Annotated in this window: 21 protein-coding genes; 6 read left to right on the top strand and 15 right to left on the bottom strand. The window is 34.2% G+C overall.

Going from position 1 to position 23,723, the window contains the following annotated elements; genetic code table 11:
* The first annotated feature begins 78 nt into the window (after window positions 1–78).
* Together AC3WRL_RS10025 and AC3WRL_RS10020 are read left to right on the top strand one after the other, a co-directional pair.
* A complete protein-coding gene (locus AC3WRL_RS10025) occupies window positions 79–2,685 on the top strand; it encodes an MGH1-like glycoside hydrolase domain-containing protein (RefSeq protein WP_214831187.1) in 2,607 nt (868 codons plus the stop codon).
* A 236-nt stretch (window positions 2,686–2,921) separates the two neighbouring features.
* A complete protein-coding gene (locus AC3WRL_RS10020; RefSeq protein ID WP_492330199.1) occupies window positions 2,922–4,598 on the top strand; it encodes a T9SS type A sorting domain-containing protein in 1,677 nt (558 codons plus the stop codon).
* Window positions 4,599–4,669: 71 nt separating this feature from the next.
* Here AC3WRL_RS10020 and AC3WRL_RS10015 read toward each other — a convergent pair whose 3' ends face one another.
* From AC3WRL_RS10015 to AC3WRL_RS09985, 7 genes are all read right to left on the bottom strand, one after another.
* On the bottom strand, window positions 4,670–5,089 hold the full coding sequence (locus AC3WRL_RS10015) for an OsmC family protein (protein WP_261510963.1): 420 nt from the start codon (window positions 5,087–5,089) through the stop codon (window positions 4,670–4,672).
* Between the two features lie 82 nt (window positions 5,090–5,171).
* Window positions 5,172–6,494 carry a DUF58 domain-containing protein gene (locus AC3WRL_RS10010; RefSeq protein ID WP_214831184.1) on the bottom strand — a complete coding sequence of 441 codons (1,323 nt, stop codon included), beginning with the start codon at window positions 6,492–6,494 and terminating at the stop codon, window positions 5,172–5,174.
* Between the two features lie 74 nt (window positions 6,495–6,568).
* Window positions 6,569–7,600, bottom strand: a complete 1,032-nt coding sequence (locus AC3WRL_RS10005) for an AAA family ATPase (RefSeq protein WP_214831183.1) — start codon at window positions 7,598–7,600, stop codon at window positions 6,569–6,571.
* 71 nt (window positions 7,601–7,671) lie between these two features.
* On the bottom strand, window positions 7,672–8,835 hold the full coding sequence (locus AC3WRL_RS10000; protein WP_492330198.1) for a DUF4350 family protein: 1,164 nt from the start codon (window positions 8,833–8,835) through the stop codon (window positions 7,672–7,674).
* Window positions 8,836–8,849: 14 nt separating this feature from the next.
* The gene (locus AC3WRL_RS09995; protein ID WP_492330197.1) at window positions 8,850–9,644 is read right to left on the bottom strand and encodes a DUF4129 domain-containing protein; all 795 of its coding nucleotides are present in this window, start codon (window positions 9,642–9,644) and stop codon (window positions 8,850–8,852) included.
* Window positions 9,637–10,596, bottom strand: a complete 960-nt coding sequence (locus tag AC3WRL_RS09990; protein WP_251040586.1) for a DUF4013 domain-containing protein — start codon at window positions 10,594–10,596, stop codon at window positions 9,637–9,639. The genes AC3WRL_RS09995 and AC3WRL_RS09990 overlap by 8 nt, the downstream gene beginning before the upstream one ends.
* Window positions 10,583–11,566, bottom strand: a complete 984-nt coding sequence (locus tag AC3WRL_RS09985) for a stage II sporulation protein M (protein ID WP_492330196.1) — start codon at window positions 11,564–11,566, stop codon at window positions 10,583–10,585. Before AC3WRL_RS09985 ends, AC3WRL_RS09990 begins: the two co-directional genes overlap by 14 nt.
* 25 nt (window positions 11,567–11,591) lie before the next feature.
* Here AC3WRL_RS09985 and AC3WRL_RS09980 point away from each other — a divergent pair, with 25 nt between their 5' ends.
* Together AC3WRL_RS09980 and AC3WRL_RS09975 are read left to right on the top strand one after the other, a co-directional pair.
* Window positions 11,592–12,341, top strand: a complete 750-nt coding sequence (locus AC3WRL_RS09980) for an RDD family protein (RefSeq protein ID WP_214831178.1) — start codon at window positions 11,592–11,594, stop codon at window positions 12,339–12,341.
* A gap of 107 nt (window positions 12,342–12,448) precedes the next feature.
* The gene (locus AC3WRL_RS09975) at window positions 12,449–12,739 is read left to right on the top strand and encodes a GNAT family N-acetyltransferase (protein WP_214831177.1); all 291 of its coding nucleotides are present in this window, start codon (window positions 12,449–12,451) and stop codon (window positions 12,737–12,739) included.
* Here AC3WRL_RS09975 and AC3WRL_RS09970 read toward each other — a convergent pair.
* The 5 genes from AC3WRL_RS09970 to smpB all read right to left on the bottom strand — a co-directional run bounded on the left by AC3WRL_RS09970 (window position 12,728) and on the right by smpB (window position 17,461).
* Window positions 12,728–13,699, bottom strand: a complete 972-nt coding sequence (locus AC3WRL_RS09970) for a glycosyltransferase family protein (protein ID WP_214831176.1) — start codon at window positions 13,697–13,699, stop codon at window positions 12,728–12,730. The two genes, AC3WRL_RS09975 and AC3WRL_RS09970, sit on opposite strands and share 12 nt — an antisense overlap.
* Window positions 13,696–14,523 carry a UDP-2,3-diacylglucosamine diphosphatase gene (locus AC3WRL_RS09965; RefSeq protein WP_214831175.1) on the bottom strand — a complete coding sequence of 276 codons (828 nt, stop codon included), beginning with the start codon at window positions 14,521–14,523 and terminating at the stop codon, window positions 13,696–13,698. The genes AC3WRL_RS09970 and AC3WRL_RS09965 overlap by 4 nt, the downstream gene beginning before the upstream one ends.
* 57 nt (window positions 14,524–14,580) lie before the next feature.
* Complete coding sequence (locus AC3WRL_RS09960; RefSeq protein ID WP_214831174.1) at window positions 14,581–15,321, bottom strand: YebC/PmpR family DNA-binding transcriptional regulator; 741 nt, start codon at window positions 15,319–15,321, stop codon at window positions 14,581–14,583.
* 95 nt (window positions 15,322–15,416) lie between these two features.
* The gene (locus AC3WRL_RS09955) at window positions 15,417–16,925 is read right to left on the bottom strand and encodes an OmpA family protein (RefSeq protein WP_492330195.1); all 1,509 of its coding nucleotides are present in this window, start codon (window positions 16,923–16,925) and stop codon (window positions 15,417–15,419) included.
* 77 nt (window positions 16,926–17,002) lie between these two features.
* Window positions 17,003–17,461: an SsrA-binding protein SmpB gene (gene smpB / locus AC3WRL_RS09950; protein WP_214831172.1), complete on the bottom strand. Its 459-nt coding sequence runs from the start codon at window positions 17,459–17,461 to the stop codon at window positions 17,003–17,005.
* 118 nt (window positions 17,462–17,579) lie between these two features.
* Between smpB and AC3WRL_RS09945 the strand changes: the two genes are divergently transcribed.
* Window positions 17,580–19,202 (top strand): ABC-F family ATP-binding cassette domain-containing protein, encoded by a 1,623-nt coding sequence (locus AC3WRL_RS09945; RefSeq protein WP_214831171.1) that lies wholly within the window; start codon window positions 17,580–17,582, stop codon window positions 19,200–19,202.
* A 71-nt stretch (window positions 19,203–19,273) separates the two neighbouring features.
* Here the strand turns inward: AC3WRL_RS09945 and AC3WRL_RS09940 are convergent, their stop codons facing one another.
* From AC3WRL_RS09940 to AC3WRL_RS09930, 3 genes are all read right to left on the bottom strand, one after another.
* Window positions 19,274–20,086, bottom strand: coding sequence for a M48 family metallopeptidase (locus AC3WRL_RS09940; RefSeq protein ID WP_214831170.1), 813 nt, complete (start codon window positions 20,084–20,086; stop codon window positions 19,274–19,276).
* 109 nt (window positions 20,087–20,195) lie between these two features.
* Window positions 20,196–21,011, bottom strand: coding sequence for a ferritin-like domain-containing protein (locus AC3WRL_RS09935; protein WP_492330194.1), 816 nt, complete (start codon window positions 21,009–21,011; stop codon window positions 20,196–20,198).
* A gap of 26 nt (window positions 21,012–21,037) precedes the next feature.
* Window positions 21,038–21,745, bottom strand: coding sequence for a ferritin-like domain-containing protein (locus tag AC3WRL_RS09930; RefSeq protein ID WP_214831168.1), 708 nt, complete (start codon window positions 21,743–21,745; stop codon window positions 21,038–21,040).
* A 260-nt stretch (window positions 21,746–22,005) separates the two neighbouring features.
* Between AC3WRL_RS09930 and recJ the strand changes: the two genes are divergently transcribed.
* Window positions 22,006–23,718: a single-stranded-DNA-specific exonuclease RecJ gene (gene recJ, locus AC3WRL_RS09925; protein ID WP_214831167.1), complete on the top strand. Its 1,713-nt coding sequence runs from the start codon at window positions 22,006–22,008 to the stop codon at window positions 23,716–23,718.
* Window positions 23,719–23,723: the final 5 nt, after the last annotated feature.

Below are 23,723 nucleotides of genomic sequence, written 5' to 3'. Positions count from 1 at the left end.
TATGTTAAGAATTATTCAGATAGAAAAAATTGGAATTATTTTTCAAAAAAATTAACTTCGTAGTGAAAATGATGATTTATGACCGCAGAAAAACAAAGATTACAAGATATCAACTGGAAAAGTTGGGGCCCTTATGTAAGCAATAGACAATGGGGTAATGTTCGTGAAGATTATAGCCCTAATGGCAATGCCTGGAACTTTACAAACCACGACAAAGCTGAAAGTTATTCTTATCGATGGGGGGAAGAAGGAATTGCAGGAATATCCGACACCAAACAGCTTTTTTGCTTTGCTCTTTCGTTCTGGAACAAGAAAGATAAAATGGTAAAAGAACGTTTTTTTGGATTGAGCAACCCTCAGGGAAATCATGGGGAAGATATCAAAGAAATCTTTTACTACCTGGACAACACTCCTACACATAGCTATATGAAGATGGTATACAAGTATCCCATCAATGAATTTCCTTATGACCATCTGGTTTCTGAAAATGGAAGACGCAGCAAAAAAGAGGCTGAATATGAAATTATTGATACAGGAATTTTTGATAATAATGAATATTTTGACATTTTTATTGAATATTGCAAGGCAGAAACCAATGACATTCTGGTACGGGTTTCTATCCATAACAGAAGCCAACAGGATGCACCTATAGTCGTAGCTCCAACCGCATGGTTCAGAAATAACTGGAAATGGGGTTACAATACTTATAAAGGCATGTTGAATGCTTCAAATGAAGGCTGTATTGATATCAATCACGACAGTGTTTCTATTAAAAAGTTTTATTCAAGAAATACAAATGCAAGAAGTGCCTTTTGTGATAATGAAACAAATACACGGAAATTATATGGAGTCCCATTTATTGAAAACACCTATTTCAAAGATGGAATAAATGATTATATCATTCATAAAAGTAATAGTATCAATCCTGAAAAAAGAGGATCAAAAGCTTCTTTTATCATCGATGAAATAATTGGCGGTGGCCAGTCAAAAACTTTTGATTTCAGATTATCACCCGAAGATACGGATGAGCCTTTTTACCAGTTTGAAGAAATCTTCAATACCCGAATTGCCGAAGCAAATGAATTCTATAATGAAGTTCAGCACGATGTAACCAATGAGGATGAAAGAAATGTTCAAAGGCAGGCTTTCGCAGGATTACTTTGGAACAAACAGTTTTACCACTACAACGTTGGAAAATGGCTAAAAGGAGACCCCAATTTTGATGCACCACGGGATTTCTATAACTACGTAAGAAATACAGAGTGGAATCATATGCATAATAAGGATATAATTTCCATGCCTGATAAATGGGAATACCCTTGGTATGCAACCTGGGATCTGGCCTTCCATTGCGTTCCTTATGCATTGATCGACGCACAATTTGCAAAAAACCAACTTCTTCTATTAACAAAGGAATGGTATATGCACCCCAACGGGCAGCTTCCTGCTTATGAATGGAACCTCAGTGATGTAAATCCACCTGTTCACGCATGGTCTTGTTTCAGGGTTTTTAAAATTGATGAAAAAACAAATGGCAAACCAGACTTGTTGTTCCTTGAAAAAGTTTTCCAGAAATTACTTCTGAATTTTACATGGTGGGTGAACCGTAAGGATAAAAATGGTAAGAATATTTTTGGTGGCGGTTTCTTGGGACTCGATAATATTGGTGCATTCGACCGAAATATGGAACTCAAAGATGGCGAACATCTGGAACAGGCAGACGGTACGAGCTGGATGGCAATGTATGCCTTGAATATGATGAGAATAGCTATGGAGCTGGCTCAATATTACCAGGTATATGAGGATATGGCCATTAAATTCTTTGAACATTATCTTTATATTGCAGAAGCTATGGAAAATATGGGTGATGGCAAGGAAGGATTATGGAATGAAGAGGATGGATTTTTCTATGATGTACTCCAATTAGGTGATGGTGAAAGTGTAACCCTTCGCTTGAGAAGTATTGTTGGGCTTATTCCACTATTCGCTGTAGAGATCATCGATCACGGGTTACTGGAAAAAATGCCTAACTTTAAAATAAGAATGGAATGGGTTCTTAAAAACAAACCAGAACTTACAAAATTAGTTTCTCATTGGGATGAAGAAGGCCACGGAAGAAAGCACTTAATGAGCATTTTACGCAAAAACAGATTATCAAAAGTTCTTACCAGAATGCTCGATGAAAAAGAGTTTTTAAGTTCCTATGGAATCAGGGCGATGTCAAAAGTATATGAAGAAAATCCTTTTATATTCTCCGTTCATGGTACTGAAAACGTTGTTTATTATACACCGGCAGAAAGTGACAGCAGGATGTTCGGAGGAAATAGTAACTGGAGAGGACCCATTTGGTTTCCGATTAATTTTCTAATCGTAGAAAGTCTTCAGCGATTTCATTTCTATTATGGCAATAGCTTAAAAGTGGAACTACCAACGGGAAGTGGAGACAAAAGAAACCTTGAAGAAGTGGCCCAGAATATCAGCAATAGACTTTGCTCGATATTTTTAAAAGATGAACAGGGGCAAAGGGCTTTTAATGGTGGAAATAATAAGTTTAATTATGATGAGCATTTTAAGGACTATATCACTTTTTATGAATATTTCCATGGTGACAATGGTCGTGGAGTTGGTGCATCACATCAAACAGGCTGGACCGCTACTGTAGCCAAACTTATGAAACCAAGATAAGATAAAACACCTAAAATACTTCTTTTCAAAAAGGAGTATTTTTTTTAGTTAGACACCAATCCCTGCCGTTCCTCTTTATTAAAAAGTTCTCTTATTCATGAGAACACATATGCTTACATTACATAAAAATACTTAGTCTTATATTTTAATGAAAATTTAATAATCAATTTGAAATTATGATGAATTATTAATAAAACAATCTTTATCTTAGCATAACAAACTTAAAAGTATTTTTTATGAAAGGAAAACTACTACCTGCTGCATGCCTGGTATTATCAAGCATGTTCATTCATCAGATTAATGCTCAGGAATATCAACCTATTCCCATCCAAAGTGGATATAATGCTGATGTTATCGCGAATGGAATTGGAAGTTCAACGACTTCTACTAACAATGATGTAGATGGTGTCAATTATGCCTTTGTTTCGAGAGACTTTCAATTAACTTCTACCAGCACACCATTGACGTATGGTTTACCTATTAGTGGAATGTTCAATTCTGCCGTCAGCTCTACCCCTGGATTAGGTTATCAATTAGCTTCTTACAGTGGCAATAATGTTTTAAGACTTGAAAATACAGCTGATTCAGGAACTCTTACCTTTTCGACACCTATCCCGGCAATAAACTTATATATGCTGGCAACAGGAGGCAGCGGAGCCTGTACCGTGGATGTAAGCGTTAACTTCGCCGACTCCTCAACACAGTCATTTACCGGAATCAATATTTCCGATTGGTATTACGCAGCAAATTTTGCCATTCAGGGGATAGGAAGAATTAACCTCAATAATGACAATTTGGAATCTGGTGGTGGAACAGAACCCCGATTGTATCAAATCCCTCTTGCTATTGATGCTGCTAATCAGTCTAAAAACATCCAAAGTGTAACTATCACAAAAACCGGTACTGGCGGAATTCCAAATATTTTTGCATTCTCCGCCGATGTATATAGTTCCTGCCCTTCACCTTCAAATATTACGTATACTTCTACAATGAATAGTGCAACTTTAAGCTGGACAGCGCCAGCAACAGCGCCATCTTCAGGTTACGATTACTATTACAGCAGCACACCAACGGCACCAACTGCAACTACAACTCCTACAGGAAGTGTTGCCGCTGGTACCACTACCGCAACCCTGAACTCATTAACCACAGGGGAGACTTACTATTTTTGGGTGAGATCAAATTGTGGTGGAACTAAAGGATTCTGGAAAATGAAAGAATTTACGGTAGGACAGATATCTTCTACTTATACAATCGGAGATATTAATACGATGTACGATATAAACCCAACAATAACAGCAACCACCAATTGCGCTGGAGCTGTAACCGTTAGTGTACCTACTGGTTATAAAATAAAATCTACCGCTGTTTCTTATACAATGTCTACTGTCGCAAACGGGTGGATGTCTGAGCAAAGAAGTTTACTAGTTTGTTTAAATAATAACACCTCCGAAACAGCAATAACAAGTGGTTCAGGTGGTAATTCAGGAACCTATTCTTATAACAGAACGGCACTGTCTTTAGCAAATGACCTTACCGGAGATGTCAATTTTGAACTTAGAGCCTGGAGAACTTATGGCAGTTCGGATTGTAATGCAGATTATAACAAGGTTGACAATAACACATTTACAGTTACAGTAACACTGGAACCTCTTATCCTGGCTGTAAATGAAGTAAATGCTAAAGCTAAAGAAAGATTAGCTTACCCTAACCCTTTCACTGATGTTCTCTTTCTTGAAAATTTTGCAGATATAAAACGTATTACCCTTACTGATCTTTCAGGAATTACCGTAACAACAATTGACAACCCTTCCTCAACGATACATTTAGGCGGAGTTAAATCAGGAGTTTATATCTTAACTGCAACCATGAAAGACGGTTCTTTTAAAAGTTCTAAAATGATTAAAAAATAAAACTAACAACCATCAATAATAAAAAAACCGGATTGACTATCCGGTTTTTTTATTTTGTTTTGTATCTAGAATTAAATCTTTTCACCATTTACAAAAACTTCATAACCAATTTCTACATTAGGTTCTAAAGTTTTAGAAACTGAGCAGTATTTTTCAAATGATAATTGTGCTGCTTTTAATGCTTTACCAGGATCAACAGTACCCTCTAAAAAAAATTTAACTTTAATTGCCTTAAAAGGTTTTGCTTCTTCTATCTGAACTCTTTCACCTTCAACTTCAGCTTTAAAGCCAGTAATTTCCTGTCTTTGTTTTTTTAATATAGAAACGACATCTATTCCGCTACATCCCGCAACTGCCATTAAAACACTTTCCATTGGAGAAACTCCTTTTGCTCCTGGCTGAGAAGTATTGTCCAAAAGAATAGAATTCCCCTGAGAGTTGGTGCATTCAAATAAAAAATCGTCGTTTATTCTGTTTAATGTTATTTTCATTGTCGTATTTATATTTAAGATCATTAGAATTCGTCTGCAATTTAAAAAGCAGACAAATCGTAGAATATTTAGATGTACAAAATTATAAAATTCCCCTCGCTTTTATCTCCAAATATTTATTGATAACGTCGATATTTAAATTTTCAGGAAGGGTATATACCGTGTAGATCCCATATTTGCGAAGTTCCTGGATAATCAGTTTCTTTTCAAATTCAAATTTCTCTGCAATAATCTCGTCATAGATGTCCTGCATACTTTCAGGATTCCTATGAATTAAAGTCTGAAGTTCTGAATTTTTAAAGAATACAACAACCAGCAAATGGTTCTTCGCAATACCACGAAGATATTTCAACTGCCTGTTTAATCCATCTAATGTTTCAAAATTAGTAAATAGCAAGATCAGACTTCTTTGATTGATCGAATATTTTACATCCTGATAAAGTCTGTTAAAATCACTTTCAAAAAAATTGGTTTTGATGTTATAAAGAGATTCAGAAATTTTCTTTAACTGACCTGATTTATTTTCAGCAGCTATTTTATTTTCAGTTTTTTTTGAGAAAGTCATCATTCCCGCCCGATCTCCTTTTTTCAAAATGATATGAGACAAAGCCATTGTTGCATTAATTGAATAATCTAAAAGACTCAATTCTTTAAAAGGCATTTTCATGGTTCTCCCAGTATCGATCAACATAAAAATACGCTGTGACTTTTCATCCTGAAATTGATTAACCATAAGACGATTGGTCTTTGAGGTTGCTTTCCAGTTAATCGTTCGAATATCATCACCCGGAACATAATCTTTAATCTGCTCAAATTCCATGGTATGCCCCAGCTTTCTGATCCTTTTAATACCACCCAACAAAAACTCACTCTGAAGCGCCATCAGCTCATATTTTCGGAGATGAATAAATGATGGGTAAGCAGCAAGGTTTGCATCCTTTTGAAATCTATATCTTTTTGAAACGAAGCCTATTGGTGAAGCCGCATAAACATTTAAGCTTCCAAAATTATACTCCCCTCTTTCTTTAGGTTCTAAAGTATACTGAAAATAGGTATTTCTTCCTGAAGCAATTTCTTTACGGATCAAAAAATCCCTTTTTTGAAACTGAAACGGAATTTCATCAATGATCTTGGTACTGATCTTAAAACTGTAGTTATTTTTAATATCTACCTTTATTGGATTCTCATCTCCATTAGATAATTTCTCCGGCAATATTCTTTGTGCTAAAATTCCGTCCTTCTGATTAAAAAGAAGAAGAAAATCAACCATTGATGCTAGAAAACAAAGTAATAACAGGATATGAGCAATGTAGATGATGAATGGAAAGAAAAATGCAAAAACATAGAGTATCCCCACTCCTATGAGTGCGAAGAAAAAACGGTTATTAATGTATAAGTTTTTCATTTTCTCTGGGTTGCAGCTGTTATGATTAAGGAATTAGATCTAAAGCTTTTATCAGCTAATCCCTAATTCTTAGCCTACCTTGGTATCTCTATTCCTTCTAAAATTTGTCTAATAATTTCATCAGCACTTAGACCTTCCATTTCTCTTTCCGGCGAAACAATTACCCGGTGTCTTAGCACTGCATAGCTTGCCTCTTTAATATCTTCAGGAGTTACAAAATCTCTTCCTCTTAATGCCGCAAAAGCTTTTGAAGCTGTTAGCAATGCTAAGCTAGCTCTTGGAGATGCTCCCAAGTATAAAAACTGATTTTCTCTGGTATTCACTATAATTTTAGCAATGTATTCCATTAACTGAGCCTCAACAATAATTTCCTTTACCAACTGCTGATAATTTTTTAATTGCTGGGCTGTTATTACTTTTCCTACAACTTCCGTTTTATCTTCCGTTCTACTTTCGTGTTGATTTTTAATAATTAAAATCTCTTGTTGAAGATTTGGATACCCAACATTTATTTTAAATAAAAACCTATCTAATTGCGCTTCCGGAAGCCTATATGTTCCTTCATGCTCAATAGGATTCTGTGTAGCTACCACTAAGAAAGGCTCTTCCATTGTGTATCGGATTCCATCCATTGTAATCTGCCTCTCTTCCATTACTTCAAACAAAGCAGCCTGAGTCTTTGCCGGAGACCTGTTAATCTCATCAATTAAAATAAAGTGTGAGAAGATAGGTCCTTTTTTAAATTCAAATTCGGAATTTTTAACATTAAAAATAGAGGTTCCTAGTATATCTGAAGGCATTAAATCAGGGGTAAACTGAATTCTGCTGAAATCAACATCAATTGTTTTAGCCAATAATTTTGCCGTAATCGTCTTAGCAACTCCAGGAACTCCTTCAATCAGAACATGACCGTTTGATAGAAGAGCAGCAAGAAGGTGTTCTACCATACTTTCCTGTCCTACAATTACTTTAGCAATTTCAGACTTTACTTTTTCTAAACTTACCCGAAGTTCAATCATATCGATTCTCGACTGAAAATCGTTTTCTTTTTTATCAAGATTTATAGAACTTTGATTTTCTAAATTTTGATTTTCAAGGTCTTCCATAAAATTTTAATTTATCATTTGACAATATATCAATTTACCAATGATTGATAAACCATTACATTGTTATATTATTATCGTAATATTTCATCCAAGACTTTATTGAGTCTTGTAAGATCCTCCTTCATCACACTGGCGTACGGATCCTGAGCTTTTCGGATCAGATCCAGTGCTTCATTGATCATTTCCATTGTTCTTCCTGTTTTCAACTGCAGCTTTTTGGCAAATTCATTATCTAGGTTTTGTGTGTCAATAAGAAGATCCATTCTTACTTTATTCAGGAAATACTGAGCTTTCTTGGCCATCATATCATGAAAGTCTCCTTCCTGAAGATAAAGATTTCCAATACTTTTCACAAAATCTACAGAGGTATTTTTTAAAGGTTCCATAATTGGAACAATCCGTTGTTTTCTTTTTGCATTGAAGAAAATAAATAGGATCAATCCCCCAAGGAATACCCACCATGCATATTTAAGAGCTGGTTTTGAGAGTATAAATCTCATAAAAAAACGGGAAGAAGCTTTGGCGCTTGCCGCCTCTACAAACCAAAGTGTTTCTTTGTCATTAAGATACGAAAAAACATCTTGTGCGTATCTAATATTTCCGGGCTTAAGAAGATAATAGTTAGTGAGGAAAAGTGGCTCGCTGTGGACATAAATATTTCCTTTCCCAAATTTCACCTTGATAAAATTAGCCTGATCTGAATTATTTTTTTCAACCGTTTTTCCTAAAACTTCCACACCAGGTTTAATGTAAGAGAAACCACGTCCCGATGGGAATTTATCCAGGATCATAAAATCATTCAGATATTTTTTATCTGTAAGCTTTAAAACATTTTGCTCATCAAAAGAGATCTGAGAAATATAATAACCAATACTATCCGAAATCTCTTTTGGAATTTTATTTACGATCAGCATCGCATCAGAACCCTTGGAAACTTCACCTAATATACTACGCCACGATTGTTTATCTATTTCTTTTTCAACAACTAAAATATTGTGAAGATCTTTTTTGTTCTCATTGTAATAATCATAAGGCGTCTCATCAATCTTTTTAAGATGTGTTTTAAAAAGATCTTTTACTTCTTTATTAAATACGAACAATCCAAAAGGAGATTTTTCATTAGGATCAAAGTTTTTACGCCAATCTGTAACCTCCTTTTTATTAACTTCAAGCAATGCCAAGATCACCATGATAATGATGAAAATTATAGCATATATTTTGAAAGTTTTATTCATTCTTAAAAATTTAACTATGGTTTAAACCTCTGATATTGGTTTTTAAATTTTAAATAATCCTCCTCATTGATAATGAACTCTCCATACCATACATAATCAAATATATACGAAAGGTTTGAAAATTCATTTTTTAGATGTGGAACTTTAAGTTCTGCAACATAATCTTTATTCGTTTTTTCAGGATTCCAGATGATCGACTTCCTATCGCTCAATTTTTTAAGAACAAATAAAAACTGATAGCGAACCGCTGAACGATAATCTCCCGTTCTTTCAAACTTTGCGATGCTTTCAGGGAAATTAATCTCATGAATATTTTCGTGCAGTTCTTCTTCTTTAATATTTACTTTTTTATTCTTTCGTCCAAAGAAAAAATTCCCGTCTTTACCTAATAAGTATTTAATAATAAAATACAATAAGAATCCAACTAGAAGTATAGCAAACAAACGAATCACAACTGTAGTGATCTTAGCTGAAGTTCCAAAGCTGTTCTCACCAAAAATACTTTCGATAATTTTGGCAAGTTTTCTTTGCAGTTTTTGCCAGAATGATTCTCGGGGTTTTATAGTTGTATAATCGAACTCTTTCCCTTTATATCTGGCTTTAAGATTCTCTTTGAATTTTTTTGGATAAACTGTATTCTCAGAAATCGGATGTTCAATCAATACAGAATCTGCACGGTACATATTATTATAATGTCCGGTACTCAAAGAATCTTCTATATATTCCTCAGCAATGGGAGAATCGTCATTCTGAGCATATGTAAATCCAATTGAGAAAAAGATCAGTAAGAAAAAAACAATCTTATTCATTAATACCAATGGTTTCTATTTCTGCAAGTTCTACCTTCTGATGAAGGTCTGACCTGCTGTCGTAATACATCAATCCTGAATTGACATACAATAAATTTGAAAGAACAAATGACAATAACATTGAAATTCCATAGATCACAAAAAATAATATTCCCATTGTTCCCTGAAAAGGATTTTGTTCAAAATTACCATCAGGAGCTGAAGTGAGAATTGAACTATAGAAAAATATCATTGGAATAAATGTGAAAATCGTAGTAATCGTATACATGATAAGAAAGACAATTGTCGTAGCCCCCCAATACTTCCAATACGGAGACTTTTCTCTTCCGTTCTTATAAGAAAACTGTGACCGTATTGCATAGCTCAAGCTTTCAAAAAATCCTCTCTCACTATTAAAATAGTCATACATCAAGAATGTAACAACATTAAATAATGTTGGATAAACCAACAGCATGATGAATAATCCGATAATGATCAATATCAAAGCATAAGATATTCCCGCAATAATAAAAGCTAAAGGAGTAACAATGAATACCATTCCCAAACATAGTATACCTATTCTTCCCGCATTGTTTTTGAAATCACTCAAAATATCATCCGTCCTGATCTTTTCCTCTCCACGGGCGAGCCTTTTCATATAAAAAACAGGATAGAGATAATTAACAATCATCAAAATTAGGAAAAGTAAAAATGTTAATAATCCCACTACAATCAGCATACCCACATTATCTTCAAAATATTGCTGAAAATAGTAACTATTACCACTCATATTGGATCCAAAAAGCTGTGAAAAAAGTTCTTTATATCCAAATATAAAAATGGTAACCATTAAAATCAACAGTAATCCATTGAGTAGAATATAGTTTTTAAAATAGTTCTTCCCGTATAATTTGAAAAAATTGAAACTATCACTTATAAAAGTTCCAAAGTCTCTTTTTTTATAAAACTGCATCATGTATGTGTTTATTAGTTTTTTTATTGACTACAGCAGGATAGATAAAATAATAATATCCTATGATTGAAAATGATCCTAAAATAATAATCAAATTCAAAAAAAGCGGCATCTTTAAAGCATGCCTTGTGATGTAGCCTTCAATAATCCCGGCACAAATAGTAAAAGGGATTGTACTTAAAAATATTTTGAATGAATCTTTAAATCCATTTTTAAAAGAATTGAATCTGGACAGTGTTTTTGGAAATAAGATTGATGCTCCCAGAATTAATCCACACATCGCTTCAACAACCATAGCGAAAATCTCAAATACACCATGCAGCCAAATACCTCTTGCGCTTTCTTTTAGTGCTCCATAGTCATAAAAAAAATATTGAAAAGCTCCCAACATTATACTATTTGACAACAAAGCATATAACGTCCCTACACCTCCGAAAATACCATAAATAAAAAGCTTAGCTCCTACTCCAATATTATTGAAGATTATACCTATTGTACTTCCCCATGTCGATCCACTCTGATAAACTCCTACTGCATTTCCTTTTTTAATATTTTCTATGGTCTCGTTCACATAACTTTCACCTAAAATAATGTTCACAAAATCTTTATCGTAGATTGCTGAAAGAACTCCTATCGAAGTAAACAGAACAAAAAATAAAAAAGCATATATGAGATATCTTCTGTATTGAAACATGAGTAGTGGAACCTCTGTTTTAAAAAAGTACAAAATCCTGTTTTCTTCTACTCTTTTTGTTTTATAAATTTTTTGAAATATCTGTGAAGACAGATGATTTAAATAGACTGTCGTATTACTTTTAGGATAATAAGTCTGTGCAAAAGAAAGATCATTGACAAGATTAACATATAGCGAAGACAGGTCATCCGGATTTTTTTTTATTTTCCCTTGAATAACCTGTTCAATTCCCAACCATTTTTCTTTATTTTGTTTTATGAAATAAACTTCTCTCATAATCTAAGGCTAAAATAATAAAATTATGTCTCAAATTGCGATTAATACCTCACAAAATGTAAATATTAACTTCAACATTGCCAGTGTCGGAGAAAGAATGCTTGCATTTATCATTGATCTCCTAATAAAAGTCGCTTATATCGTCATTACTTTCTATATATTTTTCAACTTTTTTGATTTGGGATATTTATTAAACGGTTTGGATCAATGGTCTCAGATGGCTATTTATATTGCTATTACTTTTCCTGTTTATATTTATCCTGTTGTTCTGGAAAGCCTTATGGAAGGGCAGACGCCAGGAAAAAAAGTAATGAAGATACGGGTGGTGAAAATTGATGGATATCAGGCAAGTTTTGGAGATTATTTGATTCGCTGGGTATTCAGAATAATAGACACTTCTTTTGTTGGTGTTATTGGTTTGATTTCTATGATTGTTTCTAAGAACAACCAACGTTTGGGAGATATCGCATCAGGTACAGCTGTGATTTCACTAAAGAACAGCATCAATATTTCTCATACTATCCTGGAAAATATTCAGGAAGATTATGTTCCTTCATTTCCTCAGGTTATTGCCCTAAGTGACAATGATATGAGAATTATTAAAGACAATTATACAAAAGCCTTAAGAATAGATGACAGGCAGATCATAAGTAAGCTTTCCGATAAGATCAAGAATATTCTAAAATTAGAAATTGACCCTGTAAAAATGACGGAAAGACAATTTATCAATATCGTTATTAAGGATTATAATTATTACACGGGGAAAGATAATTAATTATTTTTTCTTTTAAATTAACTCAAGTGGTTTTTGTTGATTCCATTTTGAGCCAATTTACAAGTCGGTGCAGTTTTTGTACTTTTATTTATATTAAGCTTTTAATTATGAAATTTGAAAATAACAAATCCGGAAATGGCGGAGTTCTTACACTAAATAATGAAATTAAGGAAATTGGCAGGCTTACCTATACTATTTTTCCTGAAGAAAATAAACTTATTATTTCGTTCGTATTGGTTCATCCTGAATTCGAAGGACGAGGAATGGGAAAATATTTAGTAGAAGAAGCTATAAAATTTTCCAGAGAAAATAACTGGAAGGTTTACCCACACTGTTCTTATGCACGATCTGTCATGATGAGAATGAACGATGTAGATGATGTATTTTTAAAGAATTAAAACTTCGTTCACTAATATTTTTTCAATATCATCAGGGTAATCTACTTTGAAATGTTCATCGGAAGCTACCCAAGCCATTATCTCTTCAAGCTTTAAAATTTTAGAGTTTAGTATTCCCATTTTATCTAAGGCACAGGCATTACATTCCTGCTCATATTGATTATGAATAGGAATTACAAACAATTTTTTTTCCAAAAAAAGAGCTTCTGCAGGAGCTTCAAAGCCGGCATTACACAAAATACCATCACAATTTTCAAAGCACTTCAAATACTCGACTTCATCAATTGGGAAAACTTCTACATTTTCTACTTTAGCTTTATTTTTGCTGTATTTAGAAAACACCTTCCATTGCACAGGAATCTGTTTTAAGATCTTGATAATATTTTCATCCGAAAAGCTCGGTAAATAGACAAGATAATATCCTTTTTTATCAGGATTAAGGTTACGGATCTTATGTCTTATAACAGGTTTTTTTATTTGAGGATGATAATTTTCAAAATGAAAACCTATTTTCCTTGCACTTGGAACATAGTATTTAAGAATAAGTTCCCCAAGAAAATCTTTTTTCTCAGGTTTTGGAGTCTCAGAAAAACTCATGGAAGCCTGATGACTAAGTTCAATCATTGGGAGTTTTTTCAACTTGCAGGCCCAACCCGTTAAAGGTTCATAGTCATTAATGATCAGATCATATTGTCTTAACTCTAATTCATTGATGGTTTTTACGGCCTGAAAAAATTTATTTTCAGTAAATGTTTTCCTATAGGATAAACCGCCGGTTTTATTATAGAGCAAAGAAATACCCTTATACTGAAAGTTAATATCGAAATCGGCCTTTAATTGCGATTGATGACCGCTGATTAATGTATCAACCGAAGCGTATTTTTTAAGAATAGGAATAATCTCCTGAGCTCTCGCCACATGCCCATTTCCTGTCCCCTGAAATGCATATAAGATTTTCATTCGGAAAAATTAGTTACTATTTTCAAAAGATCACTGGTATCAAGATCCTGAATTTCTTCTGTTTCATCATCTTGAAGCAAATGTTTATGATCATCATAATAGAAAATCTTCCATTCCTTGTCATGATATTCCAAGGCTGATAAATTTTCTATCCAGTCTCCCGAATTAAGATAAGTACAAGAGCCTTTTTTATTGACAACTTTACGGATTTGAGGTTGGTGTATGTGACCACAGATGACATAATCATAATGATTGTCTATTGCCAGTTCAGAAGCAGTTAATTCAAAGTCTCCAATATATTTTACCGCCTTTTTCACATTGTTTTTGATTTTTTTCGAAAATGAGTATTTTTCTCGTCCCATTTTCTCTAAGACCCAATTTACAACATTATTAATAACAATCAGCATATCATATCCCTTCCCACCAAGTTTTGCAATCCACTTGGAGTGTTGAACTGACGCATCAAATACATCACCATGAAAAATCCATGTTTTCTTTTGATCGATATTAAGACAAATTTTGTTACAGACCTTGAGCTTACCTAGTTCAAAATCGGTAAACTTCCTGAACATCTCATCATGATTTCCAGTGATATAGTATACCTCTGTATTTTTAGTGGCAAACGAGAGGATTTTTTTTATAACCTTTAAATGAGGTTTAGGGAAGTAAGACTTTTTAAATTGCCAGATGTCAATGATATCACCATTCAAAACCAGAATTTTGGGTTGAATTGAATTCAGATACCTTAGTAACTCTTTAGCCTTACATCCATAAGTTCCCAAATGCACATCCGAAATAACAACTAACTCAACATTTCTTTTCATAGTTTTATGCAAAGAAACTAATTGAAAGTTAACTGTATATGAATGTTATATTATTTTTTATAAAGAATTCATTAACTCCTCAGTAATTTCCATATTGTGATACACGTTCTGTACATCGTCATCTTCTTCAAAACGGTCAAGCATCTTCATGTTGGCTTTAAACTGCTCTTCAGTAACTTCTTTCGTATTGTTTGGAATTCTTTGAAGTTCCGCACTTTTAACTTCAATTTTAAGCTCATCCAGCTTATGAGATAAAGAACCAAAGTCTTCAAAAGCAGTGGTAATCATTATTTCTTCTTCATCTTTATCAATATCTTCTGCCCCTCCATCAATCATCTCCATTTCAAACTCATCCCAGTCCATTTTAACATGAGCAGGATCAATATAAAAAATACCCTTTCTGTCGAAGATAAATGCCAATTCACCATTCTTTCCAAGGTTACCATCAAACTTATTAAAAATAGCTCTTACATTCGCTACTGTTCTTGTTGTATTATTCGTTGTACACTCTACAAAAAATGCGACTCCTCCTTGTCCGTAACCCTCGTAAGTTACCTCCTCATAGTTTTCAGCATCCGCTCCACTTGCTTTTTTAATTGCTCTCTCTACATTATCTTTAGGCATGTTTGCCCCTTTTGCATTTTGGATACATCTTCTTAAAGCTGGATTTGCTTCAGGATCTGTTCCACCAGCTTTTACAGCTAATGCAATGTCTTTACCAATTTTAGAAAAAGTCTTGGCCATCTTATCCCAACGGGCCATTTTAGAAGCTTTTCTATATTCAAACGCTCTTCCCATTTTTATTTTTAAATTTTCAACAAAATTAGTTAAAAGTATACGAAAAAAAAATACCTCCAAAAAAATTGGAGGTATTCATTATTTAGAAAAATTAATTATTTTTTCTTTTTAGCTGTCGCTTTTTTAGCTGGAGCTTTTTTCTTAGCTGTAGCTTTTTTCTTAGCAGTAGCTTTCTTAACTGGAGCATCAGCGTAATCTTTCTTAGCGATTGTACTCCACTGGCTGTCATCTTCGATAGCAGTTACAACTACTTTTCTATCAGCTTGTCTTTCAGCATCAGAAGCCGTTGCAGGAACTGTAGCTTTAGCTTTACCAACACCTACTGATTTAACAGAGTTAGGATCAACACCTCTTGCATCTAAAGCAGCAACTACAGAAGCAGCTCTTTCTCTAGATAACTTCAAGTTGTAAACTTCAGAACCTTTAGCATCTGTTCTACCTTCTAATAGATAGTGACCTCCATCTTTTTTGATGATATCAGCAGCTCTATCCAATGCTGGTTTAGATTCAGCTTTGATTGTAGCTTTGTTGAAATCGAAATAAAGATTTCTGAATTCTTTTTCTACTTCAGTAGCAGTTTCTTTCTTAGGCTTAGGACATCCGTTGTATTCTGGTAATCCAGGAACTGTAGGACAAGCGTCATCTTTATCTAAGATACCGTCTCCGTCTGTATCTGGCCAAGGACAACCGTTGTTTTCAGCTGGACCTGCAACTGTAGGACAAGCATCATCTTTATCGATAACACCATCACCGTCAGTATCTGGCCAAGGGCAACCGTTGTTTTCAACTGGACCTGCTACATCTGGACATTGATCGTCTTTATCTGGAACTCCATCACCGTCAGTATCAGGACATCCTTGGAATTCTGGTAAACCTGGAGTATCAGGACAAAGATCATCTTTATCTAAGATACCATCCTTATCTCTATCTCTGTTACCAAATCTAAATAATAAAGATGCAGAAGCCTGCCAGAAGTTAGCAACGTTAGATTTATCACCAGGAGTTGATACGTAATCTCCTTGAACACCTAAACCGAAGTTTTTAGTTACCCAGAAGTTAGCACCTGCACCAGTAGAAACTGTAAAGAAGTTAGCTTTACCATTTTCGTTACCAGCATCTCCGTTGTATACTGTCTCTCCATCAACAGATTGTCTTGGGAAAGTAAGAGCAGTATAGTCATGTCTTAAATAGTTGGCACCAACTCTTAAGTAAGGGTCAAACCAAGATTCCTCGTCCCATAAAAGACCTGCAGCTTTAGCTTGGAAACCAAGACCTGTCATCAACATAAATTCTTTCCCCATGTTGAATCTTTTATTATCAACATTTCCTACGGAAGTCTGCCAGTCAATTACTAAACCTTTACCGATGTTTCTAGCAACAGTAAGTTTAGATAATGGAGGAGTAATAGAGAAGTTGTTCATATTGAACATTGTCTTCGTTAAATTTTTTGCAGCAAAAGTATTACTAAAGTCGCTTCGTACTGCCTTATGGTTCTCCGCATGAGCACCAACTCCGATCAACCACGGATTGTTGGTAGTCTGAGCGAATACAGTAGAAGCAACAGTAAGTGCCAATGCTGAAATTCCTAATTTTAGATTTTTCATAGAATTAAATGATTAAATAATTGATATTGCAAAATAAATATAATTTTTCTTTATATACAAAGTTTTTTGAATGATTTTTAACTTTTCTTTAATATTCTATCCAGGGTTCGTTTATTTTCTCTATCTTTTATCGCTTCCCTTTTATCAAAAAGCTTTTTCCCTCTTGCCAAGGCTATTAACACCTTTGCTTTTCCACTATCATTAATATATAACTTTAGAGGTATAATAGTGTTCCCTGCATCTTTTAACTTTTTCTCGAATTTTTGTAATTCTTTTTTGTGCAAGAGCAATTTCCGTTCCCTTTTTGTCTTATGATTGTAAAAAGTTCCTAATTTGTACTCATCGATCATCATATTAATGATGTATAATTCCCCATCAATAAACTGACAGAACGATTCTGTAATAGATGCTTTGGAAGAGCGTAAAGATTTTATTTCTGTCCCTGTTAAAACCATTCCTGCTTCAGTTTCTTCCATGATTTCATATTCGAAACGCGCTCTTCTATTTAATATGTTGACTGTTTTTTCGATCTTCATTAGATTAAAATTTCATTTGAAATATACAAAAATACCTTTCATTTAAAAACTTGACTATTACATTATTATAAAATACCCAAATTCTTTTCGTAATTTTGCGCCAAATTTACAAAACTATATGTTAACAGTATCTAACTTATCTTTACAATTCGGGAAAAGAGTTCTTTTTGACGAAGTAAACATCATGTTTGCTAAAGGAAATTGTTATGGGATTATCGGAGCTAATGGAGCGGGAAAATCAACATTTCTTAAAATATTAACTGGAAAACAAGACCCAACCACAGGAAGTGTATCATTAGAGCCTGGAAAAAGAATGTCTGTTTTAGAGCAGGATCACTTTGCATACGATCAATATAATGTTCTTGAAACAGTACTTAGAGGTAACAAAAAATTATTCGAGATAAAGGCAGAAATGGATGCCTTATACGCAAAAGAAGATTTCTCTGATGAAGATGGTATTAAAGCCGGAGAGCTAGGTGTTATTTATGATGAGATGGGAGGATGGAACTCAGAATCTGATGCACAGACTATGCTTTCCAATGTTGGGGTAAAAGACGATATGCATTGGCAGATGATGAGTGAACTTGAAAACAAGGACAAAGTAAAAGTTCTTTTGGCTCAAGCTCTTTTTGGAAACCCTGATGTATTGATTCTGGATGAACCTACGAATGACCTTGACATTGACACGATCTCTTGGTTGGAAAACTTCCTTGCAGATTATGAAAATACAGTTATTGTTGTATCTCACGACCGTCACTTCCTGGACACAGTTTGTACACATATCGGAGATTTAGATTATGCAAAACTTAATCTTTATACAGGTAACTATTCTTTCTGGTATCAAGCTTCTCAATTGGCAACAAGACAAAGAGCTCAGGCTAATAAGAAGGCCGAAGAAAAGAAAAAGGAACTTCAGGATTTCATCGCAAGATTTAGTTCAAACGTTGCTAAAGCAAAACAGGCAACAGCTAGAAAGAAAATGATCGACAAACTGAACATTGATGATATTAAACCATCTTCAAGAAGATATCCTGCAATTATTTTCGAGATGGAAAGAGAAGCTGGAGATCAAATTCTAGATGTAAAAGGTCTTGAAAAAACAAAAGACGGAGAATTACTTTTCTCAAATATTGATCTAAACCTTAAGAAAGGAGATAAGGTTGCTGTACTTTCTAAAAACTCTTTGGCCATTACAGAATTCTTCGAAATTTTAGCTGGAAACGTTGAAGCTGATAAAGGAGCAGTTGCTTGGGGAGTTACTACTAATCAGTCGCACATGCCTTTAGATAATACCAATTTCTTTCAAGAGGATATTAATTTAGTTGACTGGTTAAGACAGTTCACTAAAAATGATGAAGAACGTCATGAAGAATTTATGAGAGGATTCTTAGGAAGAATGTTATTCTCAGGAGATGAAGCTTTAAAATCTTGCAAAGTACTTTCAGGAGGTGAAAAAATGAGATGTATGTTCAGTAGAATGATGCTTCAGAAAGCCAACATTTTGTTACTTGATGAACCGACCAACCACTTAGACTTAGAGAGTATTACAACATTGAATAACTCTTTATCTAATTTCAAAGGAAATCTTTTACTGGCATCGCATGACCACGAAATGCTTCAAACGGTCTGTAACAGAATCATCGAATTAACTCCTAACGGAATTATTGACAGAGAAATGAGTTACGACGAATATCTTGCTGATAAAAAAGTAAAAGAATTAAGAGAAAAAATGTATTCTTAAATAATAAGACAACATAAAAAAACAAAAAAATCCTCAAATTAATTTGAGGATTTTTTTGTTTGGTACAAATTCTATTTTGTAAGTTTTGTCGTTGGCAAAGTAACGGTTCCCGGATCTTTCCATAAACCATCTTTTTCCGCTCTTTTCTTAATATTCTGAGCTCTTTTTTCACTATCCGGGTGAGAGTTGAACATCTTTTGAAAACCAGACTGAGTACTTCCTGAAGAAAGTAACGCTAATTTTTTAAATGCTGTATATTCTGCTACTACATTGTATTTATTCGCTTTCATAAAATCATAAGAGTAAGCATCCGCTTCTGATTCCTGTTTTTTACTATGGGAAGCATCTAAGAATGCATTTGCCATCTTACCTACCTGACTGTCATTAAGAGTAGCGACAGTAGATGAAGCTGAAGATGCAGCATCTAATGCTGCTGCTTTTAAATAAGCAGATTTAATAGCGTCTTTTGTGTCTTGATTCTTTACGTGACCAATTTCGTGACCTATTACAGCTAGTAATTCGTCATCCGTCATAACATCCATCAGAGATGAGAACACTCTTACACTTCCATCTGCACAGGCAAAAGCGTTTATATCTGTTACTTTATATACTTTGTAATTAAGATTAAGTCCGTCCTGTGATTTATGTTTACCAAAAAGCTTGTTCAGCCTAACTGTATATGGATCTTTCGCTCCTGCTACAGCATTGTTCTTATCCATCCAATCAACTGATTCTTTAGATAATTTCACAGCATCTTCGTTCGTAAATGTTAATGCTTTTGCTCCTTTAGTAGCTACATCTGTAATTTTTCCTAGGCTAATCTTTTGCCCTTGAAATGTATGTACTGCTCCAATTAAGCATACACATAGAATAATTTTTTTCATATTTAATTAAATTTTGGTTTAGGCAGCGAATATATCATTTTTTTAACGAAAAAAATCCTTTTCCGAAAAATTCCAGAAAAGGACTTACACCTAATATTAAGAAACCACTTTACACAATAAATAATGATGCAATTGATGTTGCATCACTGCCACTCAAAACTTCGTCATAAGCGGCAGATCCTGCTGCGGCTCCAAATGCAGTCGCGGTATTATATCCACCTTGGTTTGTGTTATCTTCACCTGCGTAAACAGCGTTAGTAGCGGAAGGCATATTTCCACCATTTGCTAATTCTATCCAACCTTTATTAGCTCTCATTCTTCTCACTTGCGAAGCATGCCTTGCTTCTACGGAATGAATTTGTAGAGCAGCCTGTAAGACCACTTTATTCGACATTACATTTCCAGCCTGTCCTTTGTATGCTCTTACTCCTGTATCCTCAAAAGCTTGCGCCAGGACAAGAAATTGATTGTAATCTGTAAATGGAGAGAAATTACCTCCAGCCGTAAAATCAAAATTAGGCTTTACTCCAGGCGTTACGCCTAAAGAGGTAAGAGTACTTTTCAAGAAACCTACATGCGCAGACTCATGCTTAGAGATCTGCATAAAAACTGTACGGTCAACATTAGGAATCAAACTTGCAGTAGACAGTCCGATCGCATAATATTCGTTTTCCAAATACTCTAAGGTCAAAGCTAATTGTAATGCTTCCGTTAAAGCACTTTTTAAAAAACTTCCAGGAACCGTTACATTTTGAGTTTCAGCTTTTGCAGGAGTCGATATAGCAAGTCCTAATCCTAAAGGGACTGATGCAATAGCTGCTTTTTTACCAAATGATGAAATATTGGTAAGCGTTTCTAATCTTGAAGCTTCTGTTGTAAAAAATTTATCATCAGAAAATTTATCTAGTAATTTTAGAATGTTCATAATAGTACGTTTTAAAAGTGAATAATTTAGTTAATGCCTCTTTCCTTCCATGTAAATGGAGTTTTTATAAATCCTCCAGCTGCCATTACCACATCTTTTGGTTCTTTAGCTACATCTAATCCGTTGGCATCAATCACATCATCTCCGGAAAAATCTGCTGATCCAGGATTAATAAGATTTCTTATTGCCGATGCATGTCTTGCTTCTACTGAAACAATTTTCCCTGCAATCACTAAATATTCTGGATTTGTAATATATTTTCCTGCTGCATTATAGGCCGCAACACCCGTGTCTTCAAGAGCTTTTGCTGTAGCCAGTACAGAACTTCTATTATTAAAATTTACACTTGGATATTGAAATTCAAGTGTTGGCAGTACATTAGCTGTTACTCCACTTATTGCCGCTTTAAAGAAATCACGGTGTATCACTTCATGATGGTACAGATCTGTAAACAATTCTTTTTCAGCGGTTGAAATTCCTGAGTAAAAATTATTGACCACTTTCGTATAAAAATCTGCTTCCAACTGTTCAAGGGCATAAGCATAATTTAATACACCTACATCTCCTTTTCCAAGATCGAATACCTGGTTATCCACCATCTGGAAATCATCATCATCACACCCCACTAATGCAAGGCCTGCCATAGCCAGACCAATGCCACCTAGTTTCAAGAAGTTTCTTCTGCCTGTATCCAGGGTGGTTCCCTGGTTAGAAATATTAATTGTCTTTTTCATAATATTAATTTTAAAGTGTTTAGTTATTTAATATCATTTACGACAATTAATTAAGTTTGGATTTACTAAATCTAAAATTTTATTAATTTTTATTAAAGTTTTCTTATTTCACTTATTAAATACATAAAAATCATGAGTCCGAATATTTAAAATAAATTGAAACTAAAATCAAATTTTCGTGTTATAAATTCTTTATTTTATATTCTCATATTAACAGTTTATCATTACTTTTTAAAATATATTTTCCCTATTTTTGTGAAATGAGTCAAAAATGGATTTTCAGACCTGAACCCGATGAAGAAGTTGTGGACAGATTAAGTTCGTCACTTGGTTTTGGAACTTTTGAATCTAAGCTTCTCGTTCTCAGAGGAATTGACAATTATCAAAAGGCCAGAGAATTCTTTAAACCAAATCTTACCGATATACACAGTCCGTTTTTAATGGCTGACATGCAAAAAGCCGTGGAGCGGATTGCAACCGCAATTGAAAATGGCGAAAAAATATTAGTTTACGGCGATTATGATGTAGATGGAACTACAGCCGTTGCTTTGATGTATTTATACCTCAGCAAAATAGTTCAAAAAAAATACCTTGATTATTATATTCCGGATAGAAATTCAGAAGGGTATGGTATCTCAACAGAGGGAATCGATTTTGCAAAAGAAAATGGATTTTCATTAATCATTGCTTTGGACTGTGGTATAAAAGCGATTGATATGATCAGCTACGCTCAGAATCTGGGTGTGGATTTTATTATCTGTGATCACCATTTACCTGGTGATGAAATCCCCAATGCCGTTGCTGTTTTGGATCCCAAGAGAAATGACTGCAGGTATCCTTTTAAGGAACTTTCAGGATGTGGTGTGGGTTTCAAATTATGTCAGGGATTAAATACAATTTATAAAATTCCGGATGCAGAATTATTTGAACTAACGGATCTTTTAGCTATTTCTATTGCTGCTGATATTGTTTCAATGACAGGAGAAAATAGAGTTTTAGCTAAAATGGGATTAAAAACCCTTAGAAAAACAAGAAATCTAGGATTAAGACTTTTAATTCCTGAAGATAAACTTTCCCATTTTGAAATCTCAAACATTGTTTTTGAGATCGCTCCTAAAATTAATGCTGCAGGAAGAATTTCACATGGCAAAGCTGCTGTAGAGCTGATGGTTTCGGATAATCTGAAACATGCTCATCAGATCGTAAGTGATATTATGGGACTTAACGATGAAAGGCGTGAGCTGGATATGAACTCTACGCTTTCTGCACTGAATCAAATTATTGAATCACAACAGGAGACGAAACTTACCACGATCGTTTACCACCCGGAGTGGAACAAGGGCGTCATTGGTATTGTAGCTTCCAGACTTATTGAAACTTACTATAAACCAACACTTGTTTTTACAGATGGTAATAATGGGGAGATGGTAGCTTCAGCAAGATCTGTATCGGATTTCGACGTACATGAAGCATTAGACCTTTGTTCAGAATATTTTCTGAAGTTTGGCGGACACCATGCTGCTGCAGGACTTTCAATGGAGAAATCCAAATTTGAAGCTTTCAAAGAAAAGTTTGAAAAAGTAGTCGCTGAGAAAATACAGGAACATCAGAAAGAGTCTTCTATTATAATAGATTCTGAAATTGAAATCGATGATATTAATAGAGAGTTTATTAATTTTCATAGAAAATTAGCTCCTTTTGGTCCACATAATATGAAACCCAATCTGGCTTTAAAAAATCAGAAGCTTTCAGGATATATAAAAACAATGGGGAAAGATAACAACCATGTTAAGTTTTATATAAAACAAGAATCTACCGGCAGGAATATTGAATGTGTTGGTTTCAAGTTAGGACAGTTCTCAGAAGATTTCAGAAACAAATATTTTGATTTAGCATTTACTTTAGAAGAAAATCACTGGAAAGGCAATGTAACGCATTACCTCAATATAAAGGATGTAAAATTTAGAGATTAGTCTTT

This window comes from Chryseobacterium sp. FW101-FHT12H09, assembly GCF_058790395.1.
Note: the sequence above shows the minus strand (reverse complement) of the source record. Positions and strands in the feature narration are given on the sequence as shown.

Bases quoted from the DNA above. Each gene is read 5' to 3' on its own strand.
- AC3WRL_RS10025 (WP_214831187.1), top strand. From the start codon at position 79: ATGACCGCAGAAAAACAAAGATTACAAGATATCAACTGGAAAAGTTGG.
- AC3WRL_RS10020 (WP_492330199.1), top strand. From the start codon at position 2,922: ATGAAAGGAAAACTACTACCTGCTGCATGCCTGGTATTATCAAGCATG.
- AC3WRL_RS10015 (WP_261510963.1), bottom strand. From the start codon at position 5,089: ATGAAAATAACATTAAACAGAATAAACGACGATTTTTTATTTGAATGC.
- AC3WRL_RS10010 (WP_214831184.1), bottom strand. From the start codon at position 6,494: ATGAAAAACTTATACATTAATAACCGTTTTTTCTTCGCACTCATAGGA.
- AC3WRL_RS10005 (WP_214831183.1), bottom strand. From the start codon at position 7,600: ATGGAAGACCTTGAAAATCAAAATTTAGAAAATCAAAGTTCTATAAAT.
- AC3WRL_RS10000 (WP_492330198.1), bottom strand. From the start codon at position 8,835: ATGAATAAAACTTTCAAAATATATGCTATAATTTTCATCATTATCATG.
- AC3WRL_RS09995 (WP_492330197.1), bottom strand. From the start codon at position 9,644: ATGAATAAGATTGTTTTTTTCTTACTGATCTTTTTCTCAATTGGATTT.
- AC3WRL_RS09990 (WP_251040586.1), bottom strand. From the start codon at position 10,596: ATGCAGTTTTATAAAAAAAGAGACTTTGGAACTTTTATAAGTGATAGT.
- AC3WRL_RS09985 (WP_492330196.1), bottom strand. From the start codon at position 11,566: ATGAGAGAAGTTTATTTCATAAAACAAAATAAAGAAAAATGGTTGGGA.
- AC3WRL_RS09980 (WP_214831178.1), top strand. From the start codon at position 11,592: ATGTCTCAAATTGCGATTAATACCTCACAAAATGTAAATATTAACTTC.
- AC3WRL_RS09975 (WP_214831177.1), top strand. From the start codon at position 12,449: ATGAAATTTGAAAATAACAAATCCGGAAATGGCGGAGTTCTTACACTA.
- AC3WRL_RS09970 (WP_214831176.1), bottom strand. From the start codon at position 13,699: ATGAAAATCTTATATGCATTTCAGGGGACAGGAAATGGGCATGTGGCG.
- AC3WRL_RS09965 (WP_214831175.1), bottom strand. From the start codon at position 14,523: ATGAAAAGAAATGTTGAGTTAGTTGTTATTTCGGATGTGCATTTGGGA.
- AC3WRL_RS09960 (WP_214831174.1), bottom strand. From the start codon at position 15,321: ATGGGAAGAGCGTTTGAATATAGAAAAGCTTCTAAAATGGCCCGTTGG.
- AC3WRL_RS09955 (WP_492330195.1), bottom strand. From the start codon at position 16,925: ATGAAAAATCTAAAATTAGGAATTTCAGCATTGGCACTTACTGTTGCT.
- smpB (WP_214831172.1), bottom strand. From the start codon at position 17,461: ATGAAGATCGAAAAAACAGTCAACATATTAAATAGAAGAGCGCGTTTC.
- AC3WRL_RS09945 (WP_214831171.1), top strand. From the start codon at position 17,580: ATGTTAACAGTATCTAACTTATCTTTACAATTCGGGAAAAGAGTTCTT.
- AC3WRL_RS09940 (WP_214831170.1), bottom strand. From the start codon at position 20,086: ATGAAAAAAATTATTCTATGTGTATGCTTAATTGGAGCAGTACATACA.
- AC3WRL_RS09935 (WP_492330194.1), bottom strand. From the start codon at position 21,011: ATGAACATTCTAAAATTACTAGATAAATTTTCTGATGATAAATTTTTT.
- AC3WRL_RS09930 (WP_214831168.1), bottom strand. From the start codon at position 21,745: ATGAAAAAGACAATTAATATTTCTAACCAGGGAACCACCCTGGATACA.
- recJ (WP_214831167.1), top strand. From the start codon at position 22,006: ATGAGTCAAAAATGGATTTTCAGACCTGAACCCGATGAAGAAGTTGTG.